This window comes from Aeromonas sp. 604282, assembly GCF_049170575.1.
Taxonomy (GTDB): Bacteria; Pseudomonadota; Gammaproteobacteria; order Enterobacterales; family Aeromonadaceae; genus Aeromonas; species Aeromonas veronii_A.
The window spans coordinates 230587-255780 of sequence record NZ_JAAKMV010000001.1 but is presented as its reverse complement, the minus strand read 5'-3'; the positions used below and the strand labels follow the sequence as shown (position 1 = coordinate 255780).

Here is a 25194-nt window from a genome sequence, read left to right as displayed (position 1 = left end):
CAGGCTGATGCCTGGCTTTTGTTTTCAGATGACCAAATTCCCCGTTTTTCTTCTGGGTGCCGTACTGGCACTGCCATTGCACGCCAAGCCTTTGCAGACCACAGTGCTGCCGTTGGCGCCGGCGACCCAGGCTTATGTAAATTCACTGAGTCAGCTTTCGCTCTGCTATCCTGCGACGCTTCCTCCACCATACCTGATGGCCGAGGGGGGACTGCTCAAGGATCGTCTCGCCCGGTTGCAGGAGCTATTCCCGGTTCCCCTCGTGCTCAAAGAGTTGCCCGATTGGCAGACATTGCGCCACGGGCTCGCAGAGGGTGACTGTGACATCATTCCCTATGTCGGAACCCGCAAGAAGGCCGTGGAGGGCATGCGGTTAAGTCGTCCGATGATGGAGACCGATGCCGCCATCCTCTACAAGGGTGAAAATCTCAAACAGGCCCGCTTTCTGGTCTACTCGGTGGCAGACTCAGCCCGCCTGCTGCACGAGCTCTATCCCCAGGCGCGCATTATTTCCCTAAAAAGCGGAGAGAAGGTCTACGACGCGCTGCAGAGCGGCAAGGGTGATGCCTATCTGGGGGACTATCTGCAACTGCGCTATCTGATGCGCGAGTTTCCTGCCGATGGTTTGCGCCTGCGCCGCCTGTTTGGTGAGGATCGGATCATCAGCTATCGCCTGATGATGCGTGATCAGCCGGAGTTGGCCAATCTGGTGGACACCCTGATCCGTCATATGCCCGCCGGTACTATCTATACCGATCTGGCCCGCTATCTCGATCAGGGGTCGCTATATGTCAACCAACCCCACTTCAGCGATACCGAGCAGGCCTGGTTATCCGGCCGCGGGCGTACCATTCGCCTGGTGGTCAATCCCGAGTTGATGCCCTATAGCGGCGTCAATGATCTGGGGGAGGCGAAGGGGTGGAGCGCGGATGTGCTGCGCTGGGTCACCCAGGAGACCGGCCTGAAATACAAGCTGGTGCCTGCCGCTAGCAAGGCGGAGGCCGTAGAAAAGCTGCGCCGTGGTGAGGCGGATATGATGGCCGGCTTACCGGAATCCCCGACATTGACGGATCAGTTCATTTTCAGTCGGACGATCTCCACCAACCGGTTTGCCTTGATCAGCAAGCGCAAGCTGGCTGCCGATCGCATCACCCAACTCAAGCGGCAGCGTATTCTGGTGCCGGAATCCCTCTACGATCCCTCCTTGCTCGCCCTGCTCGGTGATCAGGAGTGGGTTCGCACAGACGGCATCGAGCAGGGGCTTGCCGCGATTAAACAGGGCAAGGCTGACGCCATGCTGAGCGAGCTATATCAGCTGCAATATCCCCAGCGTACCAACTTGCTGGAAGGGCTCGATATTGAGGAGCTGGAAGATCGCTTCAGCCTTGGCTTTGCCATCAACAAGAGTCAGACCGAACTGGCCGGGGTGATGGATCGCAATCTGATGGCCCTGACCAGCACCCAGATCGACGAACTTAACCAGCGCTGGCGCCGCTTGCTCGTCGTGCAGCAGCCTGGCGTGAGCTACGCCGCCTGGTTTGGCTCCATTGCCATGGCACTGCTGATCAGCGGTATCGTCATCGGCGGGATCTGGCGTTCCCGCCAGCAACTGGCACGGGAAGTGGCCCAGCGTCACGCCGCCGAGAAGGCGCTGGCCATCGAGAGCGAGCTGCGGGAGACCATGTTTCAGGCGTTGCCGGTGCCCGTCTATCTGCGCAACAGCCAGGGCAAGGTGATCAAATCCAATAAACAGGGGCGACGTCTGGCCCTGCGCTATTCGCAGCAGTTGATGCTGCCGCCGGTGCAACCTCAGAAGAGTGAAGGGGAGTTGGTGCTGGGGGATCAGGTCTTCGCCTATGCCCAGCATCCGCTGCGGCTGGACAAGCAAGCACCCGCCACCGATCTTATCGCCCTGTCGGATATCAGTGTGCTGCGTGAGCAGGCCCGTTTTCTGCGTCAGGCAGAGCGCCGCCTGCGCGCCCTGACCAATACCGTCCCCGGCGTGGTGCTGCAGTTTATGTTCGAGCGGGGACGGGTAGGGGGTATCGAGTTTATCAGCCGGGGCTGTTACGAGCTGCTGGGGCTGGCGAGCCAGCAGATCCGACGTGAGCCCAAACGGGTGCTCACTATGCTGGAGCGCGAGGATCGCCGTCGGGTAAGCCGTGAGATGTTCGCCATGTTGCAGGCTGGCAAACCCTTCGCATTCACCATGCGCTATCACCATCCGACCAAGGGTGTGCGCTGGTTGCAGCTCTATGGTCGTGGCCGCAGTCAACCGCAGGGTTGGCGAATTTATGCGGTGATGCAGGATGCCACTGCCCGGGTCGAGCAGGATCAAGCACTGCAGCACTCCCATGAGCAGGCGCAACAGGCAGTTCTGGCCAAGGGGCGCTTTCTGGCCGCCATCAGCCACGAGATCCGCACGCCGATGAACGCCATGCTCGGCTTGCTGGAGTGGCTGGCCAGCACCCCTTTGTCCAGAGAGCAGGATTCGGCGCTGGCGCGGGTGCGTCAGGCGGGGGATGAGCTGCTCGGCCTGCTCAACGATGTGCTCGACTTTAGCCGCAACGAAAACAGCAAACTCTCCCTCTCGCCCCAGCCCACCGATTTTGCCGAGCTGTGTGAGCACGTGGCGGCAGTGCACTGGACCAAGGCGCGGGCCAAGGGATTGCAACTGCGCCTTAAGTTGGATCCAGCTCTGCCAGCCCTGCAGACCCTCGACCCTCACCGGGTACGGCAAGTGCTCCACAACCTGCTCTCCAATGCCATCAAGTTCAGCCTGCGTGGGGAAGTGGTGCTGTGGGCCGAGGTGGTCGCATCGACCTTGCGCTTCGGTGTGGATGATCAGGGACCGGGGATCACCGCCAAGATGCGTACCACGCTCTTTATGCCGTTCGAGCAGTTTGCCGTTGAAGGGCAGCTGCGGGCGCCGGGCACCGGTCTTGGTCTGGCGATCTGCAAGCAGCTGGTCGATCAGATGGGGGGGCTTATCGATGTCGAGGGGCGTGCCGGTGGTGGTAGCCGCTTCTATTGCGAGTTGCCCCTGAAGCGGGTGCAGCAGGAGCCGGACTGGCAGCCCAATGTGCGGCAGCTGGCACTCTCTTTACCCCACGATGAGGCGCAAGCTCTCTCGCCCTGGCTCAGTCGATTGGGGATCGCCACCGTCAGCAACGCCGTTGATACGCTGCAAGCGGAGGTGGACGAGAAGGGGCTCTACTATTGGGCCTGGCAAGGGGAGTCCTGGGTGCCAGGGACCATCATCACCCTGCTGCAACCACGCTTGACCCCGGATCAACCGGTCGCCGGCACCCAGCCAGGGCTTGGCATGCGGGTACTGCTGGTTGAAGATCACGATGTCAATCGCGAGCTGATCAGCCTGCAACTGGGGCAACTTGGTGCCAGCGTTATCACTGCCGCCAACGGGCAGCTGGCGCTGGAGATGCTGGCGCAGCAAGAGGTGGATTTTGTGCTGACCGATCTGCAGATGCCGGTGATGAACGGGGCCGAGCTGTGCAGGCAATTGCGCCAATCCGCCCGTTGGGCCCGTCTGCCGGTCTATGTGATCACCGCAGATCTCAGTGATCAGGCGGCAAGGGAGCTGCAATCCTGCGGTTGCGATGGCCATCTGGACAAGCCGGTCGCCCTCAAGGAGCTGGCGACCTTGTTGCGCCATATTGCCAAAGAGGGGAGCAATGTTGTTGCCCCGACACCGGTTGCCTCGCTGCTGACCGATGAACTGGCCGCCCTTTATCTGAAGGCTACCCGTGATGATTTGGCCGAACTTGAGCGCTGCAGCACAGAAGAAGATGAAGTTGGCGTGAATGCTGCTTTACACAAGTTGAAGGGGGCCGCCAGAATGGTAGGGGCGACTGCGTTGGTGGCGGTCATTGAAGAGTGGCAACAGGCGCCCCATCCGATGCTGCAAGCCAGATTGAACCGGGCACTGGATGAGTTCAGCCAGCAGTTTTCAAAGAGGGCTCAAGATGATCATCACTGATGAAGAATTACTGGCGTTGCTCGATTCGGAAGAGCATGAGGCGGCAGGATTTTGCCCCATTGTACTCTATGCCCTCGACAGTACCGCCCATGAGTTGGCCAGCACCATGACATTGCCCTCCTATGTCACGCTGCACCGTACCCGACCGGATGCCTGCTGGCAGTGGGAAGGGCTGTTTGCGGCCGGCGCCATCGCACTTTACGACCCCGCCGCTCATCAGCAGGCGGACTACTTCCCCCAGTTGCAGCAGCATGAGGGAATTTACGCTATTGGCGAGGATTGGCTGGGGGGGCTTGCCGCCAGTTACCGTAAATGGTGCAACTGGCTGGCCGCTAACAAGGTGCTGCTGCTTGAAGACCACCCGTTTCAGGGCATGCAGTTGCAACAAGCCATCGCCGCGTTGGGGCTATCCTGCCAGTGGGTGCAAGATGAATCGACCTGTCTTGCTGCGTTGGCAGCGGGTGACATCAGCCTGCTGGTGTGTGATCTCAGTCTGGTGGAGCAAGATGCCATCAGTCTGCTGATGAGCCAGCCTCAGTTGCAAGATGCTGGACTGCCCATTGTGCTGCTCTCCGCCCATGAGCAGACACTGATCGACGGTGCCCGCCGTCTGCTCCACGATGCCGGTTTCAATATATTGGCGGCACTTGCCAAGCCTCTTGATGGCGACGAACTACTCAGATTGCTACGCCGACTCTATCTTGGCCCGCTGCGTCAGCAGCGCTTGAGCGGCCAGCGCCGCTCCATCCGCCGGTGGCAAGGGGAAGTGCAGGGTCAGCTTGGGCTGCTCTCCAGTCCCGCGACCCCTCATCCGGTCTGGCTGGCGGTAACGGGTTTACCCAGCCGCTGGGAGGCGCTCAAGGATTGGCTGACGGAGCAGTCGCGTACCCCAGCCGAACTGACCCTGCTGATCCACCGTCGTGACCACCTGCTCGGCAATGCAGATCGCTTCGCGCTGGTGCTGCAAGCCAGTCTGGCGGGGAGCAAGCTGGCGCTGCTGCTCGATAACAGCCAGCATCTGCCATTCGATCTGCTGGAGCGTTTGCCGCTGCAAGCCTTGCTGCTGGGGCAGGGGATCTTGCCGGAGATGGAGTCCTTGACTGGTGACTCCCTGCTGGGACGCTTTATGGCCCGGGTTCGGGAGCTGGGGATCGCCGTCTATCTGGATGATCCTTACAACCTGCTCGACGTCGAGGTGTGGCGAGAGCGCGGTATGACGGGGCGCTGGTAAGCCATGCCGCGCTACCTCTGCTGGCCCATGCACCGGGAGCGCCTTGGCAAAGGGCTGGAGGGCTGGCCCCATCCGGTTTCCCGGGCCGAGCTGCCACTGGCGATGCAGGTCTCCGAGGTGCCGTGCTTGCTGCGCGAGCTGCATGGGGTGGCGCCTGCCCGCATGCTGGCCGCTTACGATGCATTGAGTGAAGAGAGCATCTATCTGCGCTTTATGCGTCCGAAACGGACACCGCCACCGGAACAGGTAGCCCAATTTCTCAATTACCATCCTGAACAACAGATTTCGCTGTTGCTGACCGATCTGGCTGGTGAGCCGCTGGCTCAGGCGCAATCAATCCGCCGCCGCCTTCATCCCGATCGGGCGGAGTTCTCCTGCATCGTGGCGGATCACTTCCAGCACAAGGGGGCGGGGCGGCGCATTCTGCTGGCGCTGGCACTGCTGGCCAGGGCGGACGGGATCCGGGAGTGGACGGCGGAAGTGTTGGCCCAGAACCGGCCCATGCTGACCCTGCTCAAGCGCCTTGGCTTGCCGCTGACCCTGGTGACCGGGCGGGAGATGGTCTTTGTCAGGCTGGATCTGTCGGTACTGGATGCCTGGTTACCCGCACCGCCAGCGGCGCCGCTTAAGACCAAGGGCGAATAGTGACACTTTTTTCCCTGTGCTAAGGTCACATTTATTGTGCGGGGATAGACGGAGCAGCTTATGGCGCAGTCATATAAACATATCGTGATCCTGACCGGCGCGGGGATCTCTGCCGAATCCGGCATCAAGACTTTTCGTGCCTGCGATGGTTTGTGGGAAGAGCACAAGGTCGAGGATGTGGCGACCCCCGAGGGGTATGCCCGGGATCCCGAACTGGTGCTGCGCTTTTACAACTCCCGCCGCAAACAGCTGCAACAGCCCCAGGTCCATCCTAATCCGGCCCACTATGCGCTGGCCCGCCTCGAGCGACTGCTGCCCGGCACGGTCACCTTGGTCACCCAGAACATCGACAATCTGCACGAGAGCGCTGGCAGCAAGAACCTTATCCATATGCACGGCGAGCTGCTCAAGGCCCGCTGCCCCGAGTCCGGTCAGGTGATCGAGTGGCGCGGCGATCTCCATCAGGACGAGCTCTGCTCCTGCTGCCAGTTCCCCCAGCCGATGCGCCCCCATGTGGTCTGGTTTGGCGAAATGCCGCTCGGGCTGGATCGCATCTATAGTGCGCTGGCCCAGTGCGATCTCTTCATCTCCATCGGCACCTCGGGCGCCGTCTATCCGGCCGCCGGTTTCGTGCACGAAGCGGGATTGAACGGGGCGCACACCATCGAGCTCAATCTCGAGCCGAGCGAGGTGGGTAGCCAGTTTGACGAAAAACGCTATGGCCCAGCCTCCCTGCTGGTGCCCGCCTATGTCGATGAGTTGCTGGAGGCGTGCGGCATTCATCAACCGAGGCAAGTCGAGGGGCACAACTGGATGGAGATGCGCGGTCCCTGAGCTACTGTGCGACGGGACAGTTGCAATGGTTCGGTGAAATCGCCACACTGGCAACCATTTAAAAAATGGGACGCAGTTGGCGCAAATTACCATGACCGCAGTCAAGCAATGGATCGCTTTTTTTCTCCTGGTGCTGGCCAGTGCCAGTGCATCGGCCTCCATCCCCCTGATGACCCTGATACTGCCAGATGGCCAGCAGGTGAACCTCGATGAGGCGGCTCTCTCCGCCTTGCCACAGACCGAATTCACCACCACTACCCCCTGGACTCAGGGCGCCCACCACTATCGCGGGCCGACCCTGTCAGCCGTGCTGGCGGCGCAAGGGATCCCGGATGCTCGCAAGATCGCCGTCTCGGCCCTCAACGGCTATCAGCAGGTGGTGTATCTGGCCCTGTTCGACGGCGTGCCGCTGACCCTGGTGCGTCAGGAGGACGGCAAACCGCTGACCCGGCGCAACAAAGGGCCGCTCTGGCTGCTCATCCCGTTCACCACCTATCCCAAGCTGGACGTGCCTGCCATTCATAACTGCATGGTGTGGCAGGTGACCCGCATCGAGATCGTCGATTGATGGGGCTGTCCCGCCACAAACTGCTGTTGGTTGCGGTGTCGCTGCTGTTTCTGCTCTCGTCGGGCAGCAGCCTCTATCTGCAGCATCGGCAGGAGCAGCTGGTCGATACTTTCTACCGCAATGTTCACTGGAACATCAGCCAGGTGATGCTCGAATCCCAGCGTTTCCTCTACGAGCTGCAGCTCTATCGGGCTGGCAGAGTGACGATGGAGACCCTGAGCCTCGATTACGATCTGCTGTGGAACCGGCTCGACATCTTCCTCATCAGTAGCGAGACCGCCGAGATGCGCCAGCGGCACGGGCTCGGCAAGGTGCTGGCCACCCTGTTCGAGCAGATCAAGCAGCTCGAACCCCAGATGGAGGCCGGTGCGCTGCGCGAGGGGGCTGAGCTTGCCCGCTTGCAGGAGGCGATCGCCAGCCAGACCCGTCTCATCGAACAGATAGGGGATCAGATCCTCTCCGGCCAGGAGCGGGAGCATTCGGTCAGCCAAATCCGCAACAGCCTGTTCTGGCTGCAGATCTGGCAACTGATCCTGCTACTGACCGGTGGCGCTCTGGTCGCTGCCCTCATTCGCGCCAATCTGGCGAACCGCCGGCTTGCCTTGCTCGATCCCCTGACCCAGCTTGGCAACCGCCGTGCCCTGCAGGAGCAGCTCTCTCGCGATCTGCATGCTGGCGAGGTGAGCGCTTTGGTGGTGCTCGATCTCAAGCGCTTCAAGCAGGTCAATGATCTGCTGGGTTATCAGGTCGGTGATCGGCTGTTGCAGATGGTGGCCAACAAGCTGCAGCAGGCCCATGGCAGCCACGCTTACCGGCTCGGCGGAGATGAATTTGCCGTGGTGCTGACCAAGGCGAATGATGCGCTGGAAACCGCCATTCATGAGCTGGTGGATCTGCTCCATTTCGAGTTCGTGACCCGGGAGTGCAGCTTCGATCTGGCCTGTCGGCTCGGGGTCGCCAAGGCGCAGCAACAGGATGCCGCCCGGTTGCTGGATCAGGCCATCCTGGCCCTCAACCAGGCCAAGCGTAGCCAGGAGGGGGCGATCCGCTGGTTTGAGCCCGCCATGCTGCAGCAGTTGCAGTTGAGTCAGCAGCAGCTTCATCAGCTGCGAGAGTGGTTGGCGGGGCGCGAGCCAGCGCCGCTGCGAGTGGCATTGCAGGCGCTGACGGACGGACAGGGCAACGAGATGTGGCAATTGGCGCTTGAGTGGCGTGAGCAGGGAGTGCCTTGCCACATGCGCTGGCTGCAGGAGTGCGGTGTGCTTGGGCCCGTGTTGGCCCGTGTGCTGCAAGCGCACGAGGCGCAGTATGCCGATGGCCGGGCACTGCTGGTCCCGCTCGACAATCAGGCCCAGCTGACCCATCTACAGGCCTATTTGCCGGAGGCTTCCCGTACGCCGCTGGTGTTGCTGGTACCGACGCTGCAGCCGGATGGTGCCTTGCTGGCGGGATTGCGCCAGCAGGGTTGCACTCTGGCGCTCAGAGAGATTGGCAGCACCACCTCGGCGCAGCTGGCAGCTGGCTGGCCTGTCCGCTACTGGCTGCCGCAGGGTGATGAAGATGGTGGGTTATTGCAACCTCTGGCCAGACGATTGGGGCTGGTGCCACTGCAAGTGCTGGCAGCCAGGGAGACCCGGTCGCTGGCCTGAGGGCAAAAAGCGGTATTGCACTGGCAAGAGACAAAATGACACAAGGCGACCTCGGGGTCGCCTTGTTTCGTTTATTGCCCCTGAACGTCAGGTGCGAGGGGCGCAGGATTGCCTGATCACCAGGTCCGGGTCGACGGTGATCAGGTGATTCTCCACCGCTTCGCCGTTGATCCGCGCCAGCAGGCGGGTGACGGCGAGGCGCCCCAGCTCCTCTTTGGGCTGATTGACGGTGGTGAGCGGCGGCGACATGAATTCGGCCAGCGCCACATTGTCGTATCCGACAATGGAGAGGTCGCGCGGGATCACCAGACCCGCCTGATGAGCGGCACTGATGACCCCCATCGCCATCATGTCGTTGCAGACAAAGAGGGCGGTGGGCCGCTCGGGTAATGCCAGCAGACGGGTCATCGCCTGATGGCCGCTGGCGCAGTCAAAGTCCCCCTCCTGGATCCAGTCAGGATTGACAGTGAGCCCGGCCTCCTGCAGCGCCTGCTCGAAGCCTGCCTGCCGCTGGTTGGCGGGGGCGCGGCTGTGGGGGCCAGTGATGCAACCGATGGCGATGTGGCCGAGCTCAATCAGATGGCGGGTTGCGAGATAACCGCCGTGGAAGGAGTTGTCGGCGATAAGATCCACATCCTCGCTGACCAGCCCCCAATCCATTACCACCACAGGCAGGCTCTTGAGCCAGTCGAGCTGGTTGAACACCTCTTGCTGTCCTTCGCTGCACATGATCAGCAGGCCATCGACCCGCTTGCGCAGCATCATCTTGAGGTAGGAGAGGGCCGTCTCGGCTTGCCCCTCGGTGTTGCCCAGCATCAGGTTGTAGCCCTGCTCGAAGCAGTAACGCTCAACCCCGCGCACCACCTCGGCAAAGAAGGGGTTGCTGGAGGTGGTGACCAGCATGCCGATACTGTTGGTCTCCTTCACCTTGAGGCTGCGGGCCACCAGACTCGGGGCATAGTTGAGCTCACGCATGGCCGCAAAGACCCGCTCGCGGGTCTCCTCGGCCACAAAGCGGGTCTCGTTGATGACATGGGAGACGGTGGTGGTCGACACCCCCGCCAGCGCCGCCACCTCCTTGATATTGGCCATCAGTGCCCCTGCGCAGTCTGCTCAAGCAGGAAGGTGTCGACCTCCTGCTTGCTCGGGATAGAACTCTGGGCGCCGAATCGGGTGACGGAGAGCGCCGCAGCCCCGTGGGCAAAGCGAACCGCGCTGTGGAAATCGGCACCGGCCAGTTCCGCCGCCAGCAGGGCGCCGTTGAAGGTATCGCCCGCGGCAGTGGTATCCACCGCCTTGACCCGAAAGCCCGAGATCAGCTGTTGTTGCTGGGCGTTGCTGCAGTAAACCCCTTGCGCGCCCAGGGTGATCATCACGTCCGCAATGCCCATCTGGTGGAAACGGGCAGCCGCCTCGCGGGCGCTCGCTTCGTCGGTGACTTTGATGCCGGTCAACAGCTCGGCCTCGGTCTGGTTGGGGGTGATAAGGTCGACCAGTGCCAACAGTTCGCTTGAGAGCGGACGGGCAGGGGCGGGGTTGAGCACCACCCGGGTGCCGTGGGCGCGAGCCAGGCGTGCAGCTTCGTGGACGCTCTCGAGCGGCACTTCCAGCTGCAACAGCAGGGTGTGGGCGTCAGCGATCATCGCTTCGTGGTTTTTCACCACGGCAGGGGTGATGGCCCCGTTCGCTTCGGCGGAGATACCTATGCTGTTCTCCCCCTCATCGCTCACATAGATGATGGCGATCCCGGTCGGGAGCTTGGGATCGAGTTCGACGGCGCTCACATCGATACCGTCTTTGGCAAAACCGCTCTTCATCTGGTGGCCGATGGCGTCATCACCGATGCGGGCGATAAAGGAGACGGGGGCGCCAAGGCGGGCGGCAGCGACTGCCTGATTAGCCCCCTTGCCACCGGGCACCACCTGATAGCTGTGGCCGGTCAGGGTTTCACCCGGGCGAGGAAAGTGGGGAACGCGCAGCACATGGTCTGCATTGACACTGCCCAGAACGACGAGACGATTCATGTTGACTACTCCTGATGCATCTTGGCTTGAACACAATAACTGAGTGAGCTCAAGCCGGGAGGCACCGCAATTGAGGGGAAAAGGGGAGGCGAACCTCCCCTCGAGAACTTACTTGCTGACCACTTGCAGCGGTACCGGAATGGATTTCTCGACCGGCTGACCTTTCAGCACCTTGTCGGCAGTCTCGACACCGATGGCACCGATCAGGGCCGGTTGCTGGGCCACGGTGGCGGCCAGTTTACCCTTGGCAACGGCGGCTTTGCCATCGTCAGTGCCGTCGAAGCCGACGATCATCACCTCTTTGCCGGCGGCCTGCACCGCACGGATGGCACCCAGCGCCATCTCGTCGTTCTGGGCGAACACAGCTTGAACGGTCGGGTGGGCCGCCAGTAGGTTTTCCATGACGTTCAGACCCTTGGTGCGGTCAAAGTCGGCCGGCTGGGAAGCCAGCACCTGCAGCTTGTTGGCTGCCACGGCCAGGGCAAAACCTTCGCCACGGTCACGAGCGGCGGAGGTGCCGGCAATCCCTTCCAGCTGAATGACCTTGGCACCGGTACCCAGTTTTTCGGTGATGAAGTCACCGGCCAGCTTGCCGCCCGCCACGTTGTCGGAGGCGATATGGGCCTTGACCTCACCCTGCGCGGCGCCGCGGTCCAGAGTCAGTACCGGGATGTTGGCGCGGTTGGCCAGACGGATGGCGTTGCCCACCGCTTCGGAGTCGGTCGGGTTGATCAGGATGGCGTTGACCTTGCGCACGGTGAGATCTTCCATGTTGGAGAGCTCTTTGGCCGGGTCATTCTGGGAGTCCAGCACCACCAGCTCGTAGCCAAGCTCCTTGGCTTTGGCTTCGGCACCCTCCTTCATGGTGACGAAGAAGGGGTTATTGAGGGTGGAGACCACCATCGCCAGGGTATGGTCAGCAGCCTGGGCGGTGCCCAGCACGGACATGATGGCGGCAGCGAGCAGGGTATTGAGCTTTTTCATCATTTCATTCCTTGTGTGTGGCGTGTTTTACGTTGTTATCGGGTACTTTTGTTGTCGACCATCACGGCAAGCAAGATCACGCTGGCCTTGGCGATCATCTGGTAATAGGAGCTGACATCGAGCAGGTTGAGGGCGTTGTTCAGGAAGCCGATGATCAGCGCACCAATCAGGGTGCCCATGATGCGGCCCTTGCCACCCATCAGGCTGGTACCACCCAGTACCACGGCGGCGATGGCGTCCAGCTCGTAACCCATGCCGGCGGTCGGCTGGGCAGAGGAGAGACGGGAGGTGACGATAAGCCCTGCCAGTGCCGAGAGCGCGCCGCACAGACCATACACCGCCAGCTTCACCCGATCCACATTGATGCCTGAGAGACGGGTGGCCGATTCATTGCCGCCCAGCGCGTAGATGTAGCGACCGAGGCGGGTGTGGTTGAGCATGAACCAGGCGAGCAGAAAGACGATGGCCATCAGCCAGATGGGCACCGGCAGACCGAGCAGATAGCCGGTACCGAGCCAGGCGAAGTGGTCGGCGCCATCACTGAAACCGGTGGAGATGGGGCGACCCTCGGTATAGACCATGGTGATGCCGCGCAGGGCGGTCATGGTGACCAGGGTGGCGATAAAGGCTTGCACCTTGCCCTTGGCAATGATGAGGCCGCTGACGCCGCCAAGCAGGGCGCCGGCACCCAGAGTGAGGGGCACCACCAGCCAGATGGGCAGCTCCATCGCCACCATAGTGGCCGCCAGCGCGCCGCACAGGGCCAGCACAGAGCCGACCGACAGATCGATACCGGCGGTGAGGATAACCAGCGTCATGCCGACCGCCATGATGGCGTTGACCGAGGTCTGGCGCAGGATGTTGAGCAGGTTGTCGACGCTGAAGAAGTTGGGATTGAGCGCGGAGACGACACCAATCAGCACCAGCAGTGCGACCAGGGATTTGTTCTCGATCCACCAGGCCTTGTTCATGATGCCGCGGCGGGGAAGGGTTTGGGTTGTCATTGTGCTGCCTCTTGCTCTGCTTGCCACTGTTTACCGACTGCCGCCGCCATCAGCTTCTCCTGATTGGCATCGCGGGTGTTGAACTCTGCGCTGATGCGCCCTTCGTGCATCACCATGATGCGATCGCTCATGCCGAGCACTTCCGGCATCTCGGAGGAGACCAGAATGATGCTCATCCCCTCTTTCTTGAACTGGTTGATCAGCTGATAAATTTCCTTTTTCGCCCCCACGTCGACGCCGCGGGTCGGCTCGTCGAGGATCAGCACCTTGGGCCGGGTCAGCAGCCCCTTGGCGATGGCCACCTTCTGCTGGTTGCCGCCGGAGAGCAGTTTTATCAGCTGATCCTGACTCGGGGTCTTGATGTTGAAGAGGCGCACATAGTCGCTCACCGCCTGCCGTTCGGCCTTGCCGTCGATCTTGCCGTTGCTGATGAACTCGTCGAGGGCGCAGAGACTCATGTTTTCGCGCACCGACAGCTCCAGCACCAGCCCATCACCTTTGCGATCTTCGGAGATATAGGCGATGCCGGCGGCCAGACCATCGGCTGGGCTTTTGGGCACCAGAGCATGACTGTCCACTGCCACTTCACCGGCGCTGATGGGGCTGGCGCCGTAGATAAGCTTCATCAGTTCGGTGCGGCCGGAGCCCATCAGGCCGCTAAAGCCCAGAATTTCCCCCTGACGCAGGGAGAAACTCACCCCGCGCACACCGGGACCGGCCAGATCCTTCACCTGCAGGCTGACGGGGCCGAGTTCGCGTTCAAGGCGAGGGTACTGCTCTTCCAGACGGCGACCCACCATCATTTCGATGATCCTGTCTTCATCCAGGTCGCTCACCGCCTTCTCGCCAATCCACTTGCCATCGCGCAGCACGGTGACCCGATCGCAGATCTCGAAGATCTCCTTGAGGCGGTGGGAGATATAGACGATGCCGCAACCTTGCTCACGCAACTCGCGGATAACCTTGAACAGCTGCTCGGTCTCGGTATCGGTCAGCGCATCGGTCGGCTCGTCCATGATGATGACGCTGGCATCGAACGACAGCGCCTTGGCGATCTCCACCATCTGCTGTTCGCCGATGGAGAGATCCCCGAGCCGGGTATCCGGGCCATGCTTGACGCCAAGTCGCGCCAGCAGACCGCTCGCCCGTTCGCGCAGCTGTTTGTGGTCGATGCTGCCAAAACGGGTGCGCGGTTCGCGACCGAGGAAGATGTTGGCGGCAATCGACAACTCCGGCAGCAGGTTCAGCTCCTGGTGGATGATGCTGATCCCCTGATCCTGAGAGTCGCGCGGCCCCTTGAAGTGAACCGGTTGACCGCGATAGCTGACGCTGCCCGCATCGGCCTGATAGATGCCGGTCAGCACCTTCATCAGGGTGGATTTACCGGCGCCATTTTCACCGAGCAGGGCCATCACCTGGCCCGGATAGACCCGCAGACCCGCTTCGTCGAGGGCGCGCACACCGGGGAAGGTCTTGACGATCCCGGTCAGCTCCAGAATGGGGGAGAGGGGGGAGGTTGTGCTCATTTGCAGCTTCCTTGAAGAGGCCTTCTTTGAAGGATTCAGAACGCCACACCGGCGCAGAGGATCAGGTTGGCGTAGGGAGTCACCTCGCCGCTGCGCACGATTGCCTTGCTCTGGCGGGAGCGGGTTTTGAACTCCTCGTGCAGGCAGTATTCGATGGCGATGGGTTTGCCCTGGGCGGCTGCGTGGGCCTCGAGCTGATCGACCAGCGCCTGATGGGCGGCGGGGCTGATCTGCTTGATCTCGGTTGCCATGATCACCTTCTCCACCACCAGATCGGTGAGCAGGGCAGTCAGCACGGTTTCGAGGCTGGGGGTGCCCGCCATCAACGCCAGATCGATCCGCTCCGGCCCTGCCGGAATGGGCAGCCCCGCATCGCAGACGGTGATCTCGTCGGTGTGGCCCATCTGTGCCACCAGAGCACTCAGGGGAGCATTGAGCAGTACGCCTCGTTTCATACAGCACCTCATCAGGCTTTCGCCATCGCAGTTTCTTATCAGGCAACCGGTTACGCAACCGGTTGCGTTATGGCGCAAAGATAGGCTTTTTAGGATGGAAGAGCCATGGCAAAACCACGGAAATGTGAAAACGATCTCAAAGGAGGGGGAGGAGAGAGAAAGAAGGGTGCCAGCAGAGCCTCGGCACCCTTTCTATTGATTTTTTACTTAGTTGGAGAGGGCTTTGTTCACGGCCGGACGGCTCAGCATCCGGCGATAATGATCGGCCACTTTGGGGAATTCACTGATCTCGACCCCATCGCTTTTCAGCCAGCCCGCGACCACGAACAGATAGATGTCCGCCACGCTGAACTGCTCACCCAGTACCCAGGGGCCAGCCAGATAGTGCTGCTCAATCTGGGCAAAGCCGTCACGCATATTGCTGGCGACTTTCTGCTGCATGGCGGCAATGGCCTGTTCGTCATCGGCCCAGCGGCTGCCACGGCGACCGTGGGCGTGGGAGACATGCACAGTGGAGGCGAGGAAGCTGTTGACCTCCTGCATGCGGGCCAGCAGGAACGGGTTGTCCAGCGGCGCCAGTTTGGCATTGGGGAAGCGCTGCGCCACATAGAGCAGCAGGGCCGGGGTCTCGGTCAGGGTGCCCTGCTCGGTGACAAGGGCAGGCACCCGCCCTTTGGGGTTGATGGCGAGGTATTCGGGCGAACGCTGCTCACCGGCAGCCAGATTGAGCTGGCGGGCAGTAAATGGGGCGCCGGTTTCCAGCAGTGCGATTTGGACCGCCACGGCGCAGGAGCCGGGGGCGAAGAAGAGGGTCAGATCGGACATGAATACTCCTGATTGGCTCAGGCCACCCGCGATATCGGCGAAAGATTGCTTCGCACAGCACCACGGGCAGTCATGAAAAAAGAGAGGGGGCAACGCTTGCCCCCGACCAATCTACACCCCTAAGGGGTGATGAAAAAGTACAGAATTAATCGTTTCTGACCAACTTGTCGTTTGCCCATACCTTAACCTTCTCTTTCAACTTTGTAGAACCCTATGAATAAATCAGGGAAAATTTACGCGATAGATAAATTTTTACTCACTAAGATAGTTATCATTTGATAACCTATTTATCTGGTTTTGATCCTTCCAAAAACTACCGAGGTATACGTGATAGCTATTTCTCTTCTCAAATTGGTTGCCAAGCAGTACGCAGGGGGCTGAAATTTGTGCGATAGCCAATATTATTTGATTGATATCATGTTTTTATATGTCAATGATAAAAATATCACCGAGGAAGTTTTTTAATATGAACGAAACAGAACTTACAAAGTTACGCCAGGTTAGATGGAAATCACCAATATCTCGTAAGATTGAAGATTTTTCAAGATTAATTAGTGATGATAAAGTGTTTAATCAATACTTTGGTGAGAACTATATAAACGAGTTGACGGTTAAGTCAAAAGCGATTGCTCAATTAGTCTTTAGACTCGGATTAATATATTCTTTGTTGATGGTGTCATTATTTGTCGCTCAAAACATCAATGATTCTGAATTTGAGTTTTTGGGTTATGGATTTAAAAATCTGAGCGAGTATAAAGAACTCCTACTGTTACTAGCTGCGATTACTTCACCTATATCTGCTGTCTATAGCGCTTATCAAAATTACTTGAATGCATTGATAAATGAATGTATTAAAAAATTATCCCCAGATGCTATAACACGAAAGTATTACTCTCTTAGATTTGTAGATGGATATTTTGAATGGCTACCAAATCGACCTATGGAAAAACATGTTTATTGGCATGGGTTTACATTGTTTTTGTTGACTTCGTTTGTCGTGGTATTAATGTTGTTATTTTTTAGCTTATTGGCTGGGTCGTTTTTTATTCAAATTAATGTAATTTATGATATAGCGATAAATCCATCTTCTTCGAAGTATTTTAACGCATTCGTGCTATTGGTTTCAATTTCAGCCATACTATTTTCTTGGTTGGTGATAATAATTCAGCTGCCCATGCCTGAAGTTGATAACAACAACCTTTTTAAATTAGAAGAAATAAAGAGAGATGAGCCTGAAAAATACCAGGTTCTCATGGGGAAGATGGTTGATGAAAGTTCAAAAAAAGAAGCCATATCGACGATGGTATCATCCTTATTAATATATATTGTCACATTTACTTCGGTATGCATATTTTGTTTCCCCGAGTCGTTAAGTAATCTAACATCTTTTTTGTCTAAAGCGATGCCAGGAGTTTTTATTGTCCTTTTTCCATCAAAGGTAATAACTGCTTTGGTCAGAAAGAAAATATTAAGTGCTTTCTTTAAAAGATATCCCAGCGAGTCTCCACGTAGATTAGTAGTGTTCGGGTATGTCACCAAAATAATTATATTAAATAGATTGGTAACCCCATTCATTCTATCTTTAATATATTCATTTTATATTTTTAGTTAGAGGCCGCTTTGGCAAATAGAATTTATTATTCAGCAAGTAGATTTTCAGTATTACAGAAGGAACAGTATGATATTCGTGGCTTAGACATTATCGGCACTTATTCTAAATAAATACACCGAGTTTCCCATGCCTCTCGGTGCTGATGGCTAAAAAGAGAAGGGGGCAAATATTGCCCCCTTAATCCATTAAGCCCATAAGGGCCGATTAACCGCCACTTAACCCGCCTTGGCCACCATGGCTTTCAGTTGCAGGAAGTACTGCTCGTAGAGGCGGGAGGCATCCCCTACATCGGACTGGAACTCCCCCTTGCGTTTGATCTCGTCGCTCGGGAAGACCATGGGGTTGTTGCGAAACGCTGGGGTGAGCAGGGGAATGGCATCTTTGACCGGGGTGGGGTAGCCAATCGCCTCGGCCACCTTGGCGGCTACATCGGGGCGCATCAGGAAGTTGATCAGGGCGTGGGCCTCTTTCACATGCTTGGCCTTGGCCGGGATGGCGAGGTTATCCATCCAGAGCACGGCGCCTTCTTCGGGGTAGGTCATCTGGATGGAGGGGTATTCGCGCTGGGCGCCGTAGGCCGAGCCGTTCCACAGCATGCCGATATTGACCTCACCGGCGATAAAGGGGTCGGCCGGGTTGTCGGAGTTGAACGCCTTGACGTTGGGCATCAGCTTTTTCAGGTATTCGAACGCTTCGGCAATTTGCGCCTTGTCCCGGGTGTTGGGGCTGTAGCCCAGCTGCACCAGCGCGATATGGAACACCTCGCGGGCATCGTCCATCAGCAGCAAGCTCTCTTTCCACTCCGGTGCCCAGAGCTGCTTCCAGCTGGTAACCGGTTGCTCGATGATGTCGGTGTTGGTGCCGATCCCGGTTGCGCCCCAGATATAGGGGATGGAGTAGCGGTTGTCCGGGTCGTACTCGTGGTTGAGCAGGGTGGAGTCGAGATGCTTGAAGTTGGGCAGCTGGGCGCGATCCAGCGGCTGCAACATCCCCTCTTTGGCCATTTTCGAGATGAAGTAGGTGCTGGGCACTACTACGTCATAGCCGTCACCATGGGTTTTCAGCTTGGCGTAGAGGGTCTCGTTGGCTTCGTAGGTGGAGTAGATCACCTTGATACCGGTCTCTTGCTGGAACTGCTCCAGCAGGCCGTCCGGCACATATTCCGACCAGTTGTAGAAGTAGACCACCTTGTCGTCGGCCGCGTGAGCGCTCTGGCTCAGCAGCGGGGTGGTGAGGGTGAGGGCGGCTGCCAGCAGGGCGCCGGCCTTGTGTTGGATTGTCATCAACAACTCCTTGGGGTTATGGGGCCTTGCGGCCCACCGTGACAGAGTTCGCCAAAGGTGGCGGGGACGAAACGGGCAGGGTCAACCCTGCCGTTTACGCAGTAACAGTTGCGCCAGCAGCACCATCCCGAGGGAGGCGACCAGCATCAGGGTGGCCAGGGCGTTGACCTCGGGGGAGACCCCCACCTTGACCATGGAGTAGATCTTGAGCGGCAGGATCTCGTACGCCGGGCCGGTAACAAAGGAGCTCACCACCACGTCATCCAGCGACAGGGTAAAGGAGAGCAGCCAGCCCGCCATCACCGCCGGCAGGGCCAGCGGCAGTATGATGCGGCGCAGGATGATCCACTCGCCAGCCCCCAGATCCCGCGCCGCCTCCAGCATCCGCACATCGAAGCCACACAGCCGCGAGTAGACGGTGATCACCACGAACGGCAGGCAGAAGGTGATGTGGGCGATCAGCAGCGACCAGAAGCCCAGCGCAATGCCGGTGGCCACAAACAGGGTCAAGAGCGAAATGGCCATCACGATATCGGGGGACATCATCACCACAAACAGCATGCCGCTGACGTACTGCTTGCCGCGAAAGCGGTAGCGAAACAGCGCCACGGCGGTGAGGGTGCCGATCAGGGTCGCTGCGGTGGCGGTGAGGGCGGCGATGGTCAGGGAGTGCTGGGCCGCCTGCATCAGGCTTGCGCTGGCAAACAGCTTCTCATACCAGCCAAGGGTAAAGCCGCGCCAGTCGATGCCATATTTCGACAGGTTGAAGGAGTTGGCGATCAGCACCCCGATGGGCACATAGAGATAGCCAAACACCAGTAGCAGAAAGAGGGCTTTCAGTGCGCGCATCATGCCAGCTCCCCCTTCTTGCTCAATAGCTTGCCTGCCCGCCAGTAGCAGTAGACCAAGAGCGCCATCAGCACCGTCAGCATCACGCTGATGGCGGCGCCAAAGGGCCAGTCACGGCTGTTGAGGAACTGGGTCTTGATCAGGTTGCCGATCAGCAGGTGCTTGGCGCCCCCCAGCAAGTCGGAGACGTAGAACATCCCCATGGCGGGCAGGAACACCAGCAGACAACCGGCGATGATGCCGGGCAGGGTGAGGGGCAAGATGATCCGCACCAGCCGCTGCCAGCCGTTGGCGCCAAGATCCCGTGCCGCCTCCAGTAAACGGCCATCCAGCTTCTCGATGCTGGAGTAAAGCGGCAGCACCATAAAGGGGAGCAGCACATAGACCAGCCCGATGATGACGGCCACCTCGGTATACATCATCTGCAGCGGCCGCTCGATAAGCCCCAGATCCAGCAGCCAGCCATTGATCAGCCCCCGGGTGCCGAGCAGCACTTTCAGCGCATAGGTGCGGATCAGGGAGTTGGTCCAGAACGGCACCACCACCAGAAACAGCAGCAGCGGGCGGATACGCGCTGGCAGATGGGCCAGCAGCCAGGCAAAGGGGTAACCCACCAGCAAGCAGATGGCGGTGGCGAGCAGCGCCAGCCAGAGGGAGTGGAGCAGCACCTCGAAATAGAGGGGGTCTAGCAGGCGGCCATAGTTGCTCAGGGTAAAGAGCGGCGCGATAAGCTCGGACTCATCGCGCGTGAGGAAGCTGACACCGATGATCATCAGGTTGGGCAGGAAGACAAACAGCGTCAGCCAGCCCAGGATCAGCGCGATGGCCCCGTTGCGAAAGCCATTGTGGGCAAAGCTGTGCGCTACCCGCAGATTAGTGAGGCTCATAGGGCAGCACCACCTCCCAGCTGTCAACCCAGTGGATCGCCACCTCCTGACCCAGACGGTAGTCAAAATCGGGGTCATCCTCGTCGAAGAACTCGGAGATAAGCAGTTGTTTGCCGCTTTCGAGCTCGATCACCGAATCCAGCGTCGCCCCCTTGTAGTTGCGCTCGCGGATATTGCCCCGCAGCGCACTGCTCTGATCGTCATCCTGATCGAGGATGCGCAGATCTTCCGGGCGCAGCAGCACCAGTACCTTGTCGTCTGGCTGGAATGGCAGGGTGGTATGGAGCAGGCATTCGCGCCCCTCCACCTCGGCCTGCCAGATACCGGGTTCGCGCTGGCTGATCAGCTTGCCATCCATCACATTGATCTCGCCGATAAAGCGGGCCACGAACAGGTTGGCTGGCGATTCGTAGATATCGCGCGGGGTGCCGCGCTGGATGATCTTGCCGCCCTCCATCACCAGGATGCGATCAGACATGGTGAGCGCCTCTTCCTGATCATGGGTGACGAAGACAAAGGTGATGCCAAGGCGACGCTGTAGCGCCTTGAGCTCGCTCTGCATCTGCTTGCGCAGCTTGTAGTCGAGCGCCGAGAGGGATTCGTCGAGTAGCAGCAGGCGGGGCTTGTTGACCACGGCGCGGGCGATGGCGACCCGTTGCTGCTGGCCGCCGGAGAGCTGATCCGGGCGGCGGTTGGCCAGCTCGGTGAGCTGCACCATGGCGAGGGTCTCCTCAACCCGCTGGCGGATCTCGCTGGCCGGTACTTTCTGCATCTCGAGGCCAAAGGCGACGTTTTCAAACACCGTCATATGGGGGAAGAGCGCATAGCTCTGGAACACGGTGTTGATGTGCCTGTGTTCGGCGGGGATATGGGTGATCTCGTCACCGGCCAGATGGATGGTGCCACCATCGACCGATTCAAGCCCGGCCAGCAGGCGCAGCAGGGTGGTCTTGCCACAGCCGGAAGGGCCCAGCAGGGTAAGAAATTCACCGTCATAGATTTCAAGGTCAAGGTCACTCAGGATCACCTTGCCATCGTATTTTTTGCTGATCTTGTTCAGCGCGACAATTACCTGTGGATTGTTCATCATCCGCCAGTCTCACCCCAGCCAGTGGCCATCGTGTTGAAAGAGGGCCGCATTCTATGCAGCCGACACATGAAATTAAAGGCTTTTTGGCCCGAATTAGCCGCAAGTGCGCAGGAAAAACGGCTACGAATAGCAGACCAAATCGCTATAATGTGCCACCTGATTTGGTCGTTTTCGATATTGGATAGTCAATTGAGTAATAAAATGCGTATTGGCGGCTCCCTTGAGCAGTCTCTGAACCAGGGCTACCGCCTTGATCTGAAAGGGGTCATCCAGGAGGGATGGCAACAGACCCGCCGTACCGGATTTGGCCTGCTGCTGGCGATTGTCGGGGTGACGGCGATCTGGATCCTGCTTAGCAATGTGCTGCTGTTGCCCTATCTGGGGGATGACAACCAGATGAATGTGGCCATGGTGCTGAGCCTGCTGATGACGGTGGTGATGGCCCCCATGACCAGCTCCCTCGATATGCTGGGGTTGCAACAGTCGGTCGGGGTGTGTGCCCGTGCCAACCAGGTGTTCGACTTCTTCCGCCACTTTGTACGCCTCGGCATGTTGAGCCTGCTTGGCAGTCTGCTCACCAGCCTGTTTGGCCCGCTATTCGATCTGCTGGGTTTGCCCGCCGTGCTCTCTTTCATTCCCTCGGCCCTGATCGGCATGGGGCTGCTCTTTACCGTCCCACTGGTGCTGGAGCGTGGCCTGACGCCGCCCCAGGCCATTCTGGTCTCTCTCAAGCTCTTTGCACGCGGCTGGCCCAGCATTGTGCTGTTCCACGGCGTGATGACCGCGCTCTTCTTCCTGGCTCTGATCCCCATGGGGTTGGGGCTTATCTGGGTGGCACCGCTCTATTTCAACTGCAAGGGGATCCTCTATCGGGATCTCTGCGGGGTGGGGGTAGAGGTTAACGAGGTGACAGAAGGCCCCAACCATTTCAATGCATGATGCAAAAGGACGTTGAATGACCCGTCGATATGGAGTGACCAAGGCTGTGCGCCAGAGTCTGCTGGGCACGCTCTTGCTGCCAGGGCTGGCGCTGGCTGAGCCGGTGCTGGATCTGCAATACAGCACCTTCTACAGCCAGATGAAGACCTTTGCTAAAGGGGAGTTTGGTCACGCCAGACTGGGGTTTTATCTGACCGATCCGCAAAATGGTCAGCGCTGTGGCCTCACCTTTGCCCGGGTTGCAACCGACAGCAAGGAAGTGGCGGGCGAGGTAACGGTCGATAGCGAACTGCGCCTGCCTTTTGATGAGGATCTCAACCTCGACAAGGGGATCGTGACCGTTGGCCTGAAAGAAGAGCACGCCACTTGCGATATGACGGTACAGGTGATGGCCGATGCGCCGAACGGGCCCGAGCTGCCGGTTGCCGAGCTGGCGGCCCGTCAGCTGCAGATGCAGTCGCTGCTCGACAAGATGGCGGGCATGGTCGGCAAGCACTTCCTGCCGAAGATGGAAGGGGTACGCATTACCCTGGTGCAGCAGAGCGGCACTGCTTATCTGATTGATGGTGCCCGTCAGGAGGCGCTGCTCTGGCAGGAAGGCCACCTGCTGCTGAGCAATGAGCAACTGGCCGCGTTCGCGACCGGGCAACTGCGCCTGCAGGGTGACGTGTTGCGGCTGACCCCCTGGCTGCATAAAGGGTGAGATCGGTCGCGCTGTCACCGCAGTGAAAGGCCAATCCAGAAAGCAAAAAGGAGCGATCATCGCTCCTTTTTTATTGCGTGGCGTTTGCCCTGTGAGCGCGGCTTAGCGCACTTCAATCACATCCAGCATGTCCATCTCGTCGATGTCCAGCAGCGGCGCCTTTGGCATCTCGGGCGGATCAAACGCCTTGTCGCCACCATCGATGATGCCGGAGTCGCGGTTGATGCTCTTGAAGTCAAACAGCTTGTGGTCGAGCAGGTGGCTCGGGATCACGTCCTGAATGGCGGTGAACATGGTCTCGATACGACCCGGGAAGCGGCGATCCCAATCCTGCATCATCTGTTTGATGGCCTGACGCTGCAGGTTCTCCTGCGAGCCGCACAGGTTGCACGGAATGATAGGGAAGGCTTTGACGTCGGCGTAGCGGATCAGATCCTTCTCTTTGCAGTAGGCCAGCGGGCGGATCACCACGTTCTTGCCATCGTCGCTCACCAGCTTGGGCGGCATGGACTTGAGCTTGCCACCGTAGAACATGTTGAGGAACAGGGTCTCGAGGATGTCGTCGCGGTGGTGGCCAAGGGCAATCTTGGTGCAACCCAGCTCCTGGGCGGTGCGGTAGAGAATACCGCGGCGCAGCCGTGAGCAGAGAGAGCAGGTGGTTTTGCCTTCCGGTACCTTCTCCTTGACGATGGAGTAGGTATCTTCCTCGACGATCTTGTACTCGATACCGAGAGAATCCAGATACTCGGGCAGCACATGCTCGGGGAAGCCGGGCTGCTTCTGATCCAGGTTGACGGCAACCAGATCGAAATGGATGGGGGCGCTGGCTTTGAGGCTCATCAGTATGTCGAGCATACCGAAGCTGTCCTTGCCGCCGGAGAGGCAGACCATGACCTTGTCGCCCTCTTCAATCATGTTGAAGTCGGCAATGGCCTGACCCACGTTGCGCCGCAGGCGCTTCTGCAGTTTGTTAAAACTGTATTTTTCTTTGGCGTTCAGCTCTTCTAGCATGCTCGTAAAACCCGGGACACAAATAAGCGCGTTATTATAGCCATGTCCCGGGGGAGGGCAAGGTGCCAGGCACCTTATGATTGATTGCGACGACTGTCGACCGGGCAGCTGTAGTCCGCCGGTTTGAGGATCAGGATGTCGCAGGAGAGGCGGTCAATCACATGTTCGGCAGTATTGCCGAGCAGAGCAGCAGAAAGCCCGGTACGGCCGACGCAGCCCATGATCATCAGGGTCGCCTTGAGCTCTTCGGCCATATCCGGCAACACCTCTTCCGGTAGCCCCTCTGCTACCCGAGTCCAGAGATGACCGATCCCGAACTTGTCGGCATGGCTTAGCAGCAGGCTTTCGTGGTGCTTGCGGATCGCTTCGTTGTAGGCGTTGGGATCAAACTCTGGCAGCTCGATGGCCACGTTGACCGGGGTGCCCGGGTAGGTGTTGACCAGATAGAGATTGGAGCCCAGCAGCTCGGCGATGTCGCTTCCCTCCTGGGTGATCCGTTCGTTGAGCACTTTCTGATCCGGATCGTCGCTTGAGCAGTTGATGGCGGCGATGATGTTGCCGCCCCGTTTCCAGTGACCCTCCTTGACCAGCAGCACCGGACAGGGGCATTTGCGCAGCAGGTGCCAGTCGGTGGGGGTAAAGATGAAGGTTTGCAGGAAGCTGTGATGGTGAGTGGCTTTGACCACCAGATCGTGTCGCTGCTCCAGCACTTCCTGAATGACGCACTCGAAAGGACGATTGTGCCAGACCACTTTCACTTCGCATTCGATCCCCTGTGCCCGATAGGGGGTCAGGATTTCGTCCAGCCACTCACGTCGCTGTGAAATGACGCCATCACGCATCTCTTGCCGCTCGTCCACCGAGAGCATGGCGGTCATTTCATACGAGAAGTCATAGATGGTGAGCAGCAGGGTCAGATGGGCGTTTTCGTCCAGCTCGGCGACTTTGACTGCCCGTTCGAGGGCGATTTGACGCTCCTCTTCTGGATTGATAACCACCAGAATATTCTGATATTTGACCATCTTCTCCTCCTTGGAAAAGTCCAATGACAGCAGAATCTTAGCCATTACAGCTTAGC

22 protein-coding genes are annotated in these 25194 nt (G+C 59.0%); 9 read left to right on the top strand and 13 right to left on the bottom strand.

The window, feature by feature from the left end; genetic code table 11:
- The first annotated feature begins 7 nt into the window (after positions 1–7).
- The 6 genes from G5367_RS01145 to G5367_RS01120 all read left to right on the top strand — a co-directional run bounded on the left by G5367_RS01145 (position 8) and on the right by G5367_RS01120 (position 8924).
- Positions 8–3997, top strand: a complete 3990-nt coding sequence (locus G5367_RS01145) for a response regulator (protein ID WP_421293787.1) — start codon at positions 8–10, stop codon at positions 3995–3997.
- The gene (locus tag G5367_RS01140) at positions 3984–5228 is read left to right on the top strand and encodes a response regulator (protein ID WP_421243592.1); all 1245 of its coding nucleotides are present in this window, start codon (positions 3984–3986) and stop codon (positions 5226–5228) included. Before G5367_RS01145 ends, G5367_RS01140 begins: the two co-directional genes overlap by 14 nt.
- A gap of 3 nt (positions 5229–5231) precedes the next feature.
- Complete coding sequence (locus G5367_RS01135) at positions 5232–5873, top strand: GNAT family N-acetyltransferase (RefSeq protein WP_421243591.1); 642 nt, start codon at positions 5232–5234, stop codon at positions 5871–5873.
- Positions 5874–5933: 60 nt separating this feature from the next.
- Positions 5934–6707 carry a Sir2 family NAD+-dependent deacetylase gene (gene cobB / locus G5367_RS01130; RefSeq protein WP_005351956.1) on the top strand — a complete coding sequence of 258 codons (774 nt, stop codon included), beginning with the start codon at positions 5934–5936 and terminating at the stop codon, positions 6705–6707.
- 91 nt (positions 6708–6798) lie between these two features.
- Positions 6799–7275 (top strand): hypothetical protein, encoded by a 477-nt coding sequence (locus tag G5367_RS01125; protein ID WP_421243590.1) that lies wholly within the window; start codon positions 6799–6801, stop codon positions 7273–7275.
- Positions 7275–8924 carry a diguanylate cyclase domain-containing protein gene (locus G5367_RS01120; RefSeq protein WP_421243784.1) on the top strand — a complete coding sequence of 550 codons (1650 nt, stop codon included), beginning with the start codon at positions 7275–7277 and terminating at the stop codon, positions 8922–8924. Before G5367_RS01125 ends, G5367_RS01120 begins: the two co-directional genes overlap by 1 nt.
- An 87-nt stretch (positions 8925–9011) precedes the next feature.
- On the opposite strand, the gene G5367_RS01115 is transcribed toward G5367_RS01120, so the two are convergent.
- The 7 genes from G5367_RS01115 to G5367_RS01085 form a co-directional block, all read right to left on the bottom strand.
- Positions 9012–10016 (bottom strand): substrate-binding domain-containing protein, encoded by a 1005-nt coding sequence (locus tag G5367_RS01115; protein WP_421243589.1) that lies wholly within the window; start codon positions 10014–10016, stop codon positions 9012–9014.
- Positions 10016–10948 (bottom strand): ribokinase, encoded by a 933-nt coding sequence (gene rbsK / locus G5367_RS01110; RefSeq protein WP_320654700.1) that lies wholly within the window; start codon positions 10946–10948, stop codon positions 10016–10018. The genes G5367_RS01115 and rbsK overlap by 1 nt, the downstream gene beginning before the upstream one ends.
- 108 nt (positions 10949–11056) lie before the next feature.
- Positions 11057–11932, bottom strand: a complete 876-nt coding sequence (gene rbsB, locus G5367_RS01105) for a ribose ABC transporter substrate-binding protein RbsB (RefSeq protein ID WP_041207819.1) — start codon at positions 11930–11932, stop codon at positions 11057–11059.
- A 35-nt stretch (positions 11933–11967) separates the two neighbouring features.
- Complete coding sequence (gene rbsC, locus G5367_RS01100; RefSeq protein WP_041207818.1) at positions 11968–12936, bottom strand: ribose ABC transporter permease; 969 nt, start codon at positions 12934–12936, stop codon at positions 11968–11970.
- Entirely contained in the window at positions 12933–14462 is a 1530-nt protein-coding gene (rbsA, locus tag G5367_RS01095; RefSeq protein WP_421243588.1) for a ribose ABC transporter ATP-binding protein RbsA, read from the bottom strand. Before rbsA ends, rbsC begins: the two co-directional genes overlap by 4 nt.
- 35 nt (positions 14463–14497) lie before the next feature.
- Positions 14498–14917, bottom strand: coding sequence for a D-ribose pyranase (gene rbsD / locus G5367_RS01090; RefSeq protein ID WP_144713133.1), 420 nt, complete (start codon positions 14915–14917; stop codon positions 14498–14500).
- A gap of 207 nt (positions 14918–15124) precedes the next feature.
- The gene (locus G5367_RS01085; RefSeq protein ID WP_421243587.1) at positions 15125–15742 is read right to left on the bottom strand and encodes a glutathione S-transferase family protein; all 618 of its coding nucleotides are present in this window, start codon (positions 15740–15742) and stop codon (positions 15125–15127) included.
- 466 nt (positions 15743–16208) lie between these two features.
- On the opposite strand from G5367_RS01085, the gene G5367_RS01080 reads away from it, so the two are divergent.
- Entirely contained in the window at positions 16209–17354 is a 1146-nt protein-coding gene (locus G5367_RS01080; RefSeq protein ID WP_421243586.1) for a hypothetical protein, read from the top strand.
- A 215-nt stretch (positions 17355–17569) separates the two neighbouring features.
- Here the strand turns inward: G5367_RS01080 and G5367_RS01075 are convergent, their stop codons facing one another.
- From G5367_RS01075 to potA, 4 genes are all read right to left on the bottom strand, one after another.
- Positions 17570–18637 (bottom strand): extracellular solute-binding protein, encoded by a 1068-nt coding sequence (locus G5367_RS01075; protein WP_421243585.1) that lies wholly within the window; start codon positions 18635–18637, stop codon positions 17570–17572.
- Between the two features lie 81 nt (positions 18638–18718).
- Positions 18719–19489 carry a spermidine/putrescine ABC transporter permease PotC gene (potC, locus tag G5367_RS01070; protein ID WP_005345410.1) on the bottom strand — a complete coding sequence of 257 codons (771 nt, stop codon included), beginning with the start codon at positions 19487–19489 and terminating at the stop codon, positions 18719–18721.
- Positions 19486–20373: a spermidine/putrescine ABC transporter permease PotB gene (gene potB / locus G5367_RS01065; RefSeq protein ID WP_019446371.1), complete on the bottom strand. Its 888-nt coding sequence runs from the start codon at positions 20371–20373 to the stop codon at positions 19486–19488. Before potB ends, potC begins: the two co-directional genes overlap by 4 nt.
- Positions 20360–21463 (bottom strand): spermidine/putrescine ABC transporter ATP-binding protein PotA, encoded by a 1104-nt coding sequence (potA, locus tag G5367_RS01060; protein ID WP_203119152.1) that lies wholly within the window; start codon positions 21461–21463, stop codon positions 20360–20362. The genes potB and potA overlap by 14 nt, the downstream gene beginning before the upstream one ends.
- Positions 21464–21664: 201 nt before the next feature.
- On the opposite strand from potA, the gene G5367_RS01055 reads away from it, so the two are divergent.
- Both G5367_RS01055 and G5367_RS01050 read left to right on the top strand, forming a co-directional pair.
- Positions 21665–22402 carry a hypothetical protein gene (locus G5367_RS01055; RefSeq protein ID WP_421243584.1) on the top strand — a complete coding sequence of 246 codons (738 nt, stop codon included), beginning with the start codon at positions 21665–21667 and terminating at the stop codon, positions 22400–22402.
- 16 nt (positions 22403–22418) lie between these two features.
- On the top strand, positions 22419–23105 hold the full coding sequence (locus G5367_RS01050) for a DUF2987 domain-containing protein (RefSeq protein WP_421243583.1): 687 nt from the start codon (positions 22419–22421) through the stop codon (positions 23103–23105).
- Positions 23106–23207: 102 nt separating this feature from the next.
- On the opposite strand, the gene ttcA is transcribed toward G5367_RS01050, so the two are convergent.
- Both ttcA and uspE read right to left on the bottom strand, forming a co-directional pair.
- Positions 23208–24116 (bottom strand): tRNA 2-thiocytidine(32) synthetase TtcA, encoded by a 909-nt coding sequence (gene ttcA / locus G5367_RS01045; RefSeq protein WP_005336634.1) that lies wholly within the window; start codon positions 24114–24116, stop codon positions 23208–23210.
- 74 nt (positions 24117–24190) lie between these two features.
- Positions 24191–25138, bottom strand: a complete 948-nt coding sequence (gene uspE / locus G5367_RS01040) for a universal stress protein UspE (RefSeq protein WP_245096637.1) — start codon at positions 25136–25138, stop codon at positions 24191–24193.
- Positions 25139–25194: the final 56 nt, after the last annotated feature.

Bases quoted from the DNA above. Each gene is read 5' to 3' on its own strand.
- G5367_RS01080 (WP_421243586.1), top strand. From the start codon at position 16,209: ATGAACGAAACAGAACTTACAAAGTTACGCCAGGTTAGATGGAAATCA.
- ttcA (WP_005336634.1), bottom strand. From the start codon at position 24,116: ATGCTAGAAGAGCTGAACGCCAAAGAAAAATACAGTTTTAACAAACTG.
- G5367_RS01050 (WP_421243583.1), top strand. From the start codon at position 22,419: ATGACCCGTCGATATGGAGTGACCAAGGCTGTGCGCCAGAGTCTGCTG.
- G5367_RS01125 (WP_421243590.1), top strand. From the start codon at position 6,799: ATGACCGCAGTCAAGCAATGGATCGCTTTTTTTCTCCTGGTGCTGGCC.
- potC (WP_005345410.1), bottom strand. From the start codon at position 19,489: ATGATGCGCGCACTGAAAGCCCTCTTTCTGCTACTGGTGTTTGGCTAT.
- G5367_RS01145 (WP_421293787.1), top strand. From the start codon at position 8: ATGCCTGGCTTTTGTTTTCAGATGACCAAATTCCCCGTTTTTCTTCTG.
- rbsC (WP_041207818.1), bottom strand. From the start codon at position 12,936: ATGACAACCCAAACCCTTCCCCGCCGCGGCATCATGAACAAGGCCTGG.
- G5367_RS01120 (WP_421243784.1), top strand. From the start codon at position 7,275: ATGGGGCTGTCCCGCCACAAACTGCTGTTGGTTGCGGTGTCGCTGCTG.
- uspE (WP_245096637.1), bottom strand. From the start codon at position 25,138: ATGGTCAAATATCAGAATATTCTGGTGGTTATCAATCCAGAAGAGGAG.
- G5367_RS01085 (WP_421243587.1), bottom strand. From the start codon at position 15,742: ATGTCCGATCTGACCCTCTTCTTCGCCCCCGGCTCCTGCGCCGTGGCG.
- rbsD (WP_144713133.1), bottom strand. From the start codon at position 14,917: ATGAAACGAGGCGTACTGCTCAATGCTCCCCTGAGTGCTCTGGTGGCA.
- potB (WP_019446371.1), bottom strand. From the start codon at position 20,373: ATGAGCCTCACTAATCTGCGGGTAGCGCACAGCTTTGCCCACAATGGC.
- cobB (WP_005351956.1), top strand. From the start codon at position 5,934: ATGGCGCAGTCATATAAACATATCGTGATCCTGACCGGCGCGGGGATC.
- G5367_RS01140 (WP_421243592.1), top strand. From the start codon at position 3,984: ATGATCATCACTGATGAAGAATTACTGGCGTTGCTCGATTCGGAAGAG.
- rbsK (WP_320654700.1), bottom strand. From the start codon at position 10,948: ATGAATCGTCTCGTCGTTCTGGGCAGTGTCAATGCAGACCATGTGCTG.
- potA (WP_203119152.1), bottom strand. From the start codon at position 21,463: ATGATGAACAATCCACAGGTAATTGTCGCGCTGAACAAGATCAGCAAA.
- G5367_RS01135 (WP_421243591.1), top strand. From the start codon at position 5,232: ATGCCGCGCTACCTCTGCTGGCCCATGCACCGGGAGCGCCTTGGCAAA.
- G5367_RS01115 (WP_421243589.1), bottom strand. From the start codon at position 10,016: ATGGCCAATATCAAGGAGGTGGCGGCGCTGGCGGGGGTGTCGACCACC.
- rbsB (WP_041207819.1), bottom strand. From the start codon at position 11,932: ATGAAAAAGCTCAATACCCTGCTCGCTGCCGCCATCATGTCCGTGCTG.
- rbsA (WP_421243588.1), bottom strand. From the start codon at position 14,462: ATGAGCACAACCTCCCCCCTCTCCCCCATTCTGGAGCTGACCGGGATC.
- G5367_RS01075 (WP_421243585.1), bottom strand. From the start codon at position 18,637: ATGACAATCCAACACAAGGCCGGCGCCCTGCTGGCAGCCGCCCTCACC.
- G5367_RS01055 (WP_421243584.1), top strand. From the start codon at position 21,665: ATGCGTATTGGCGGCTCCCTTGAGCAGTCTCTGAACCAGGGCTACCGC.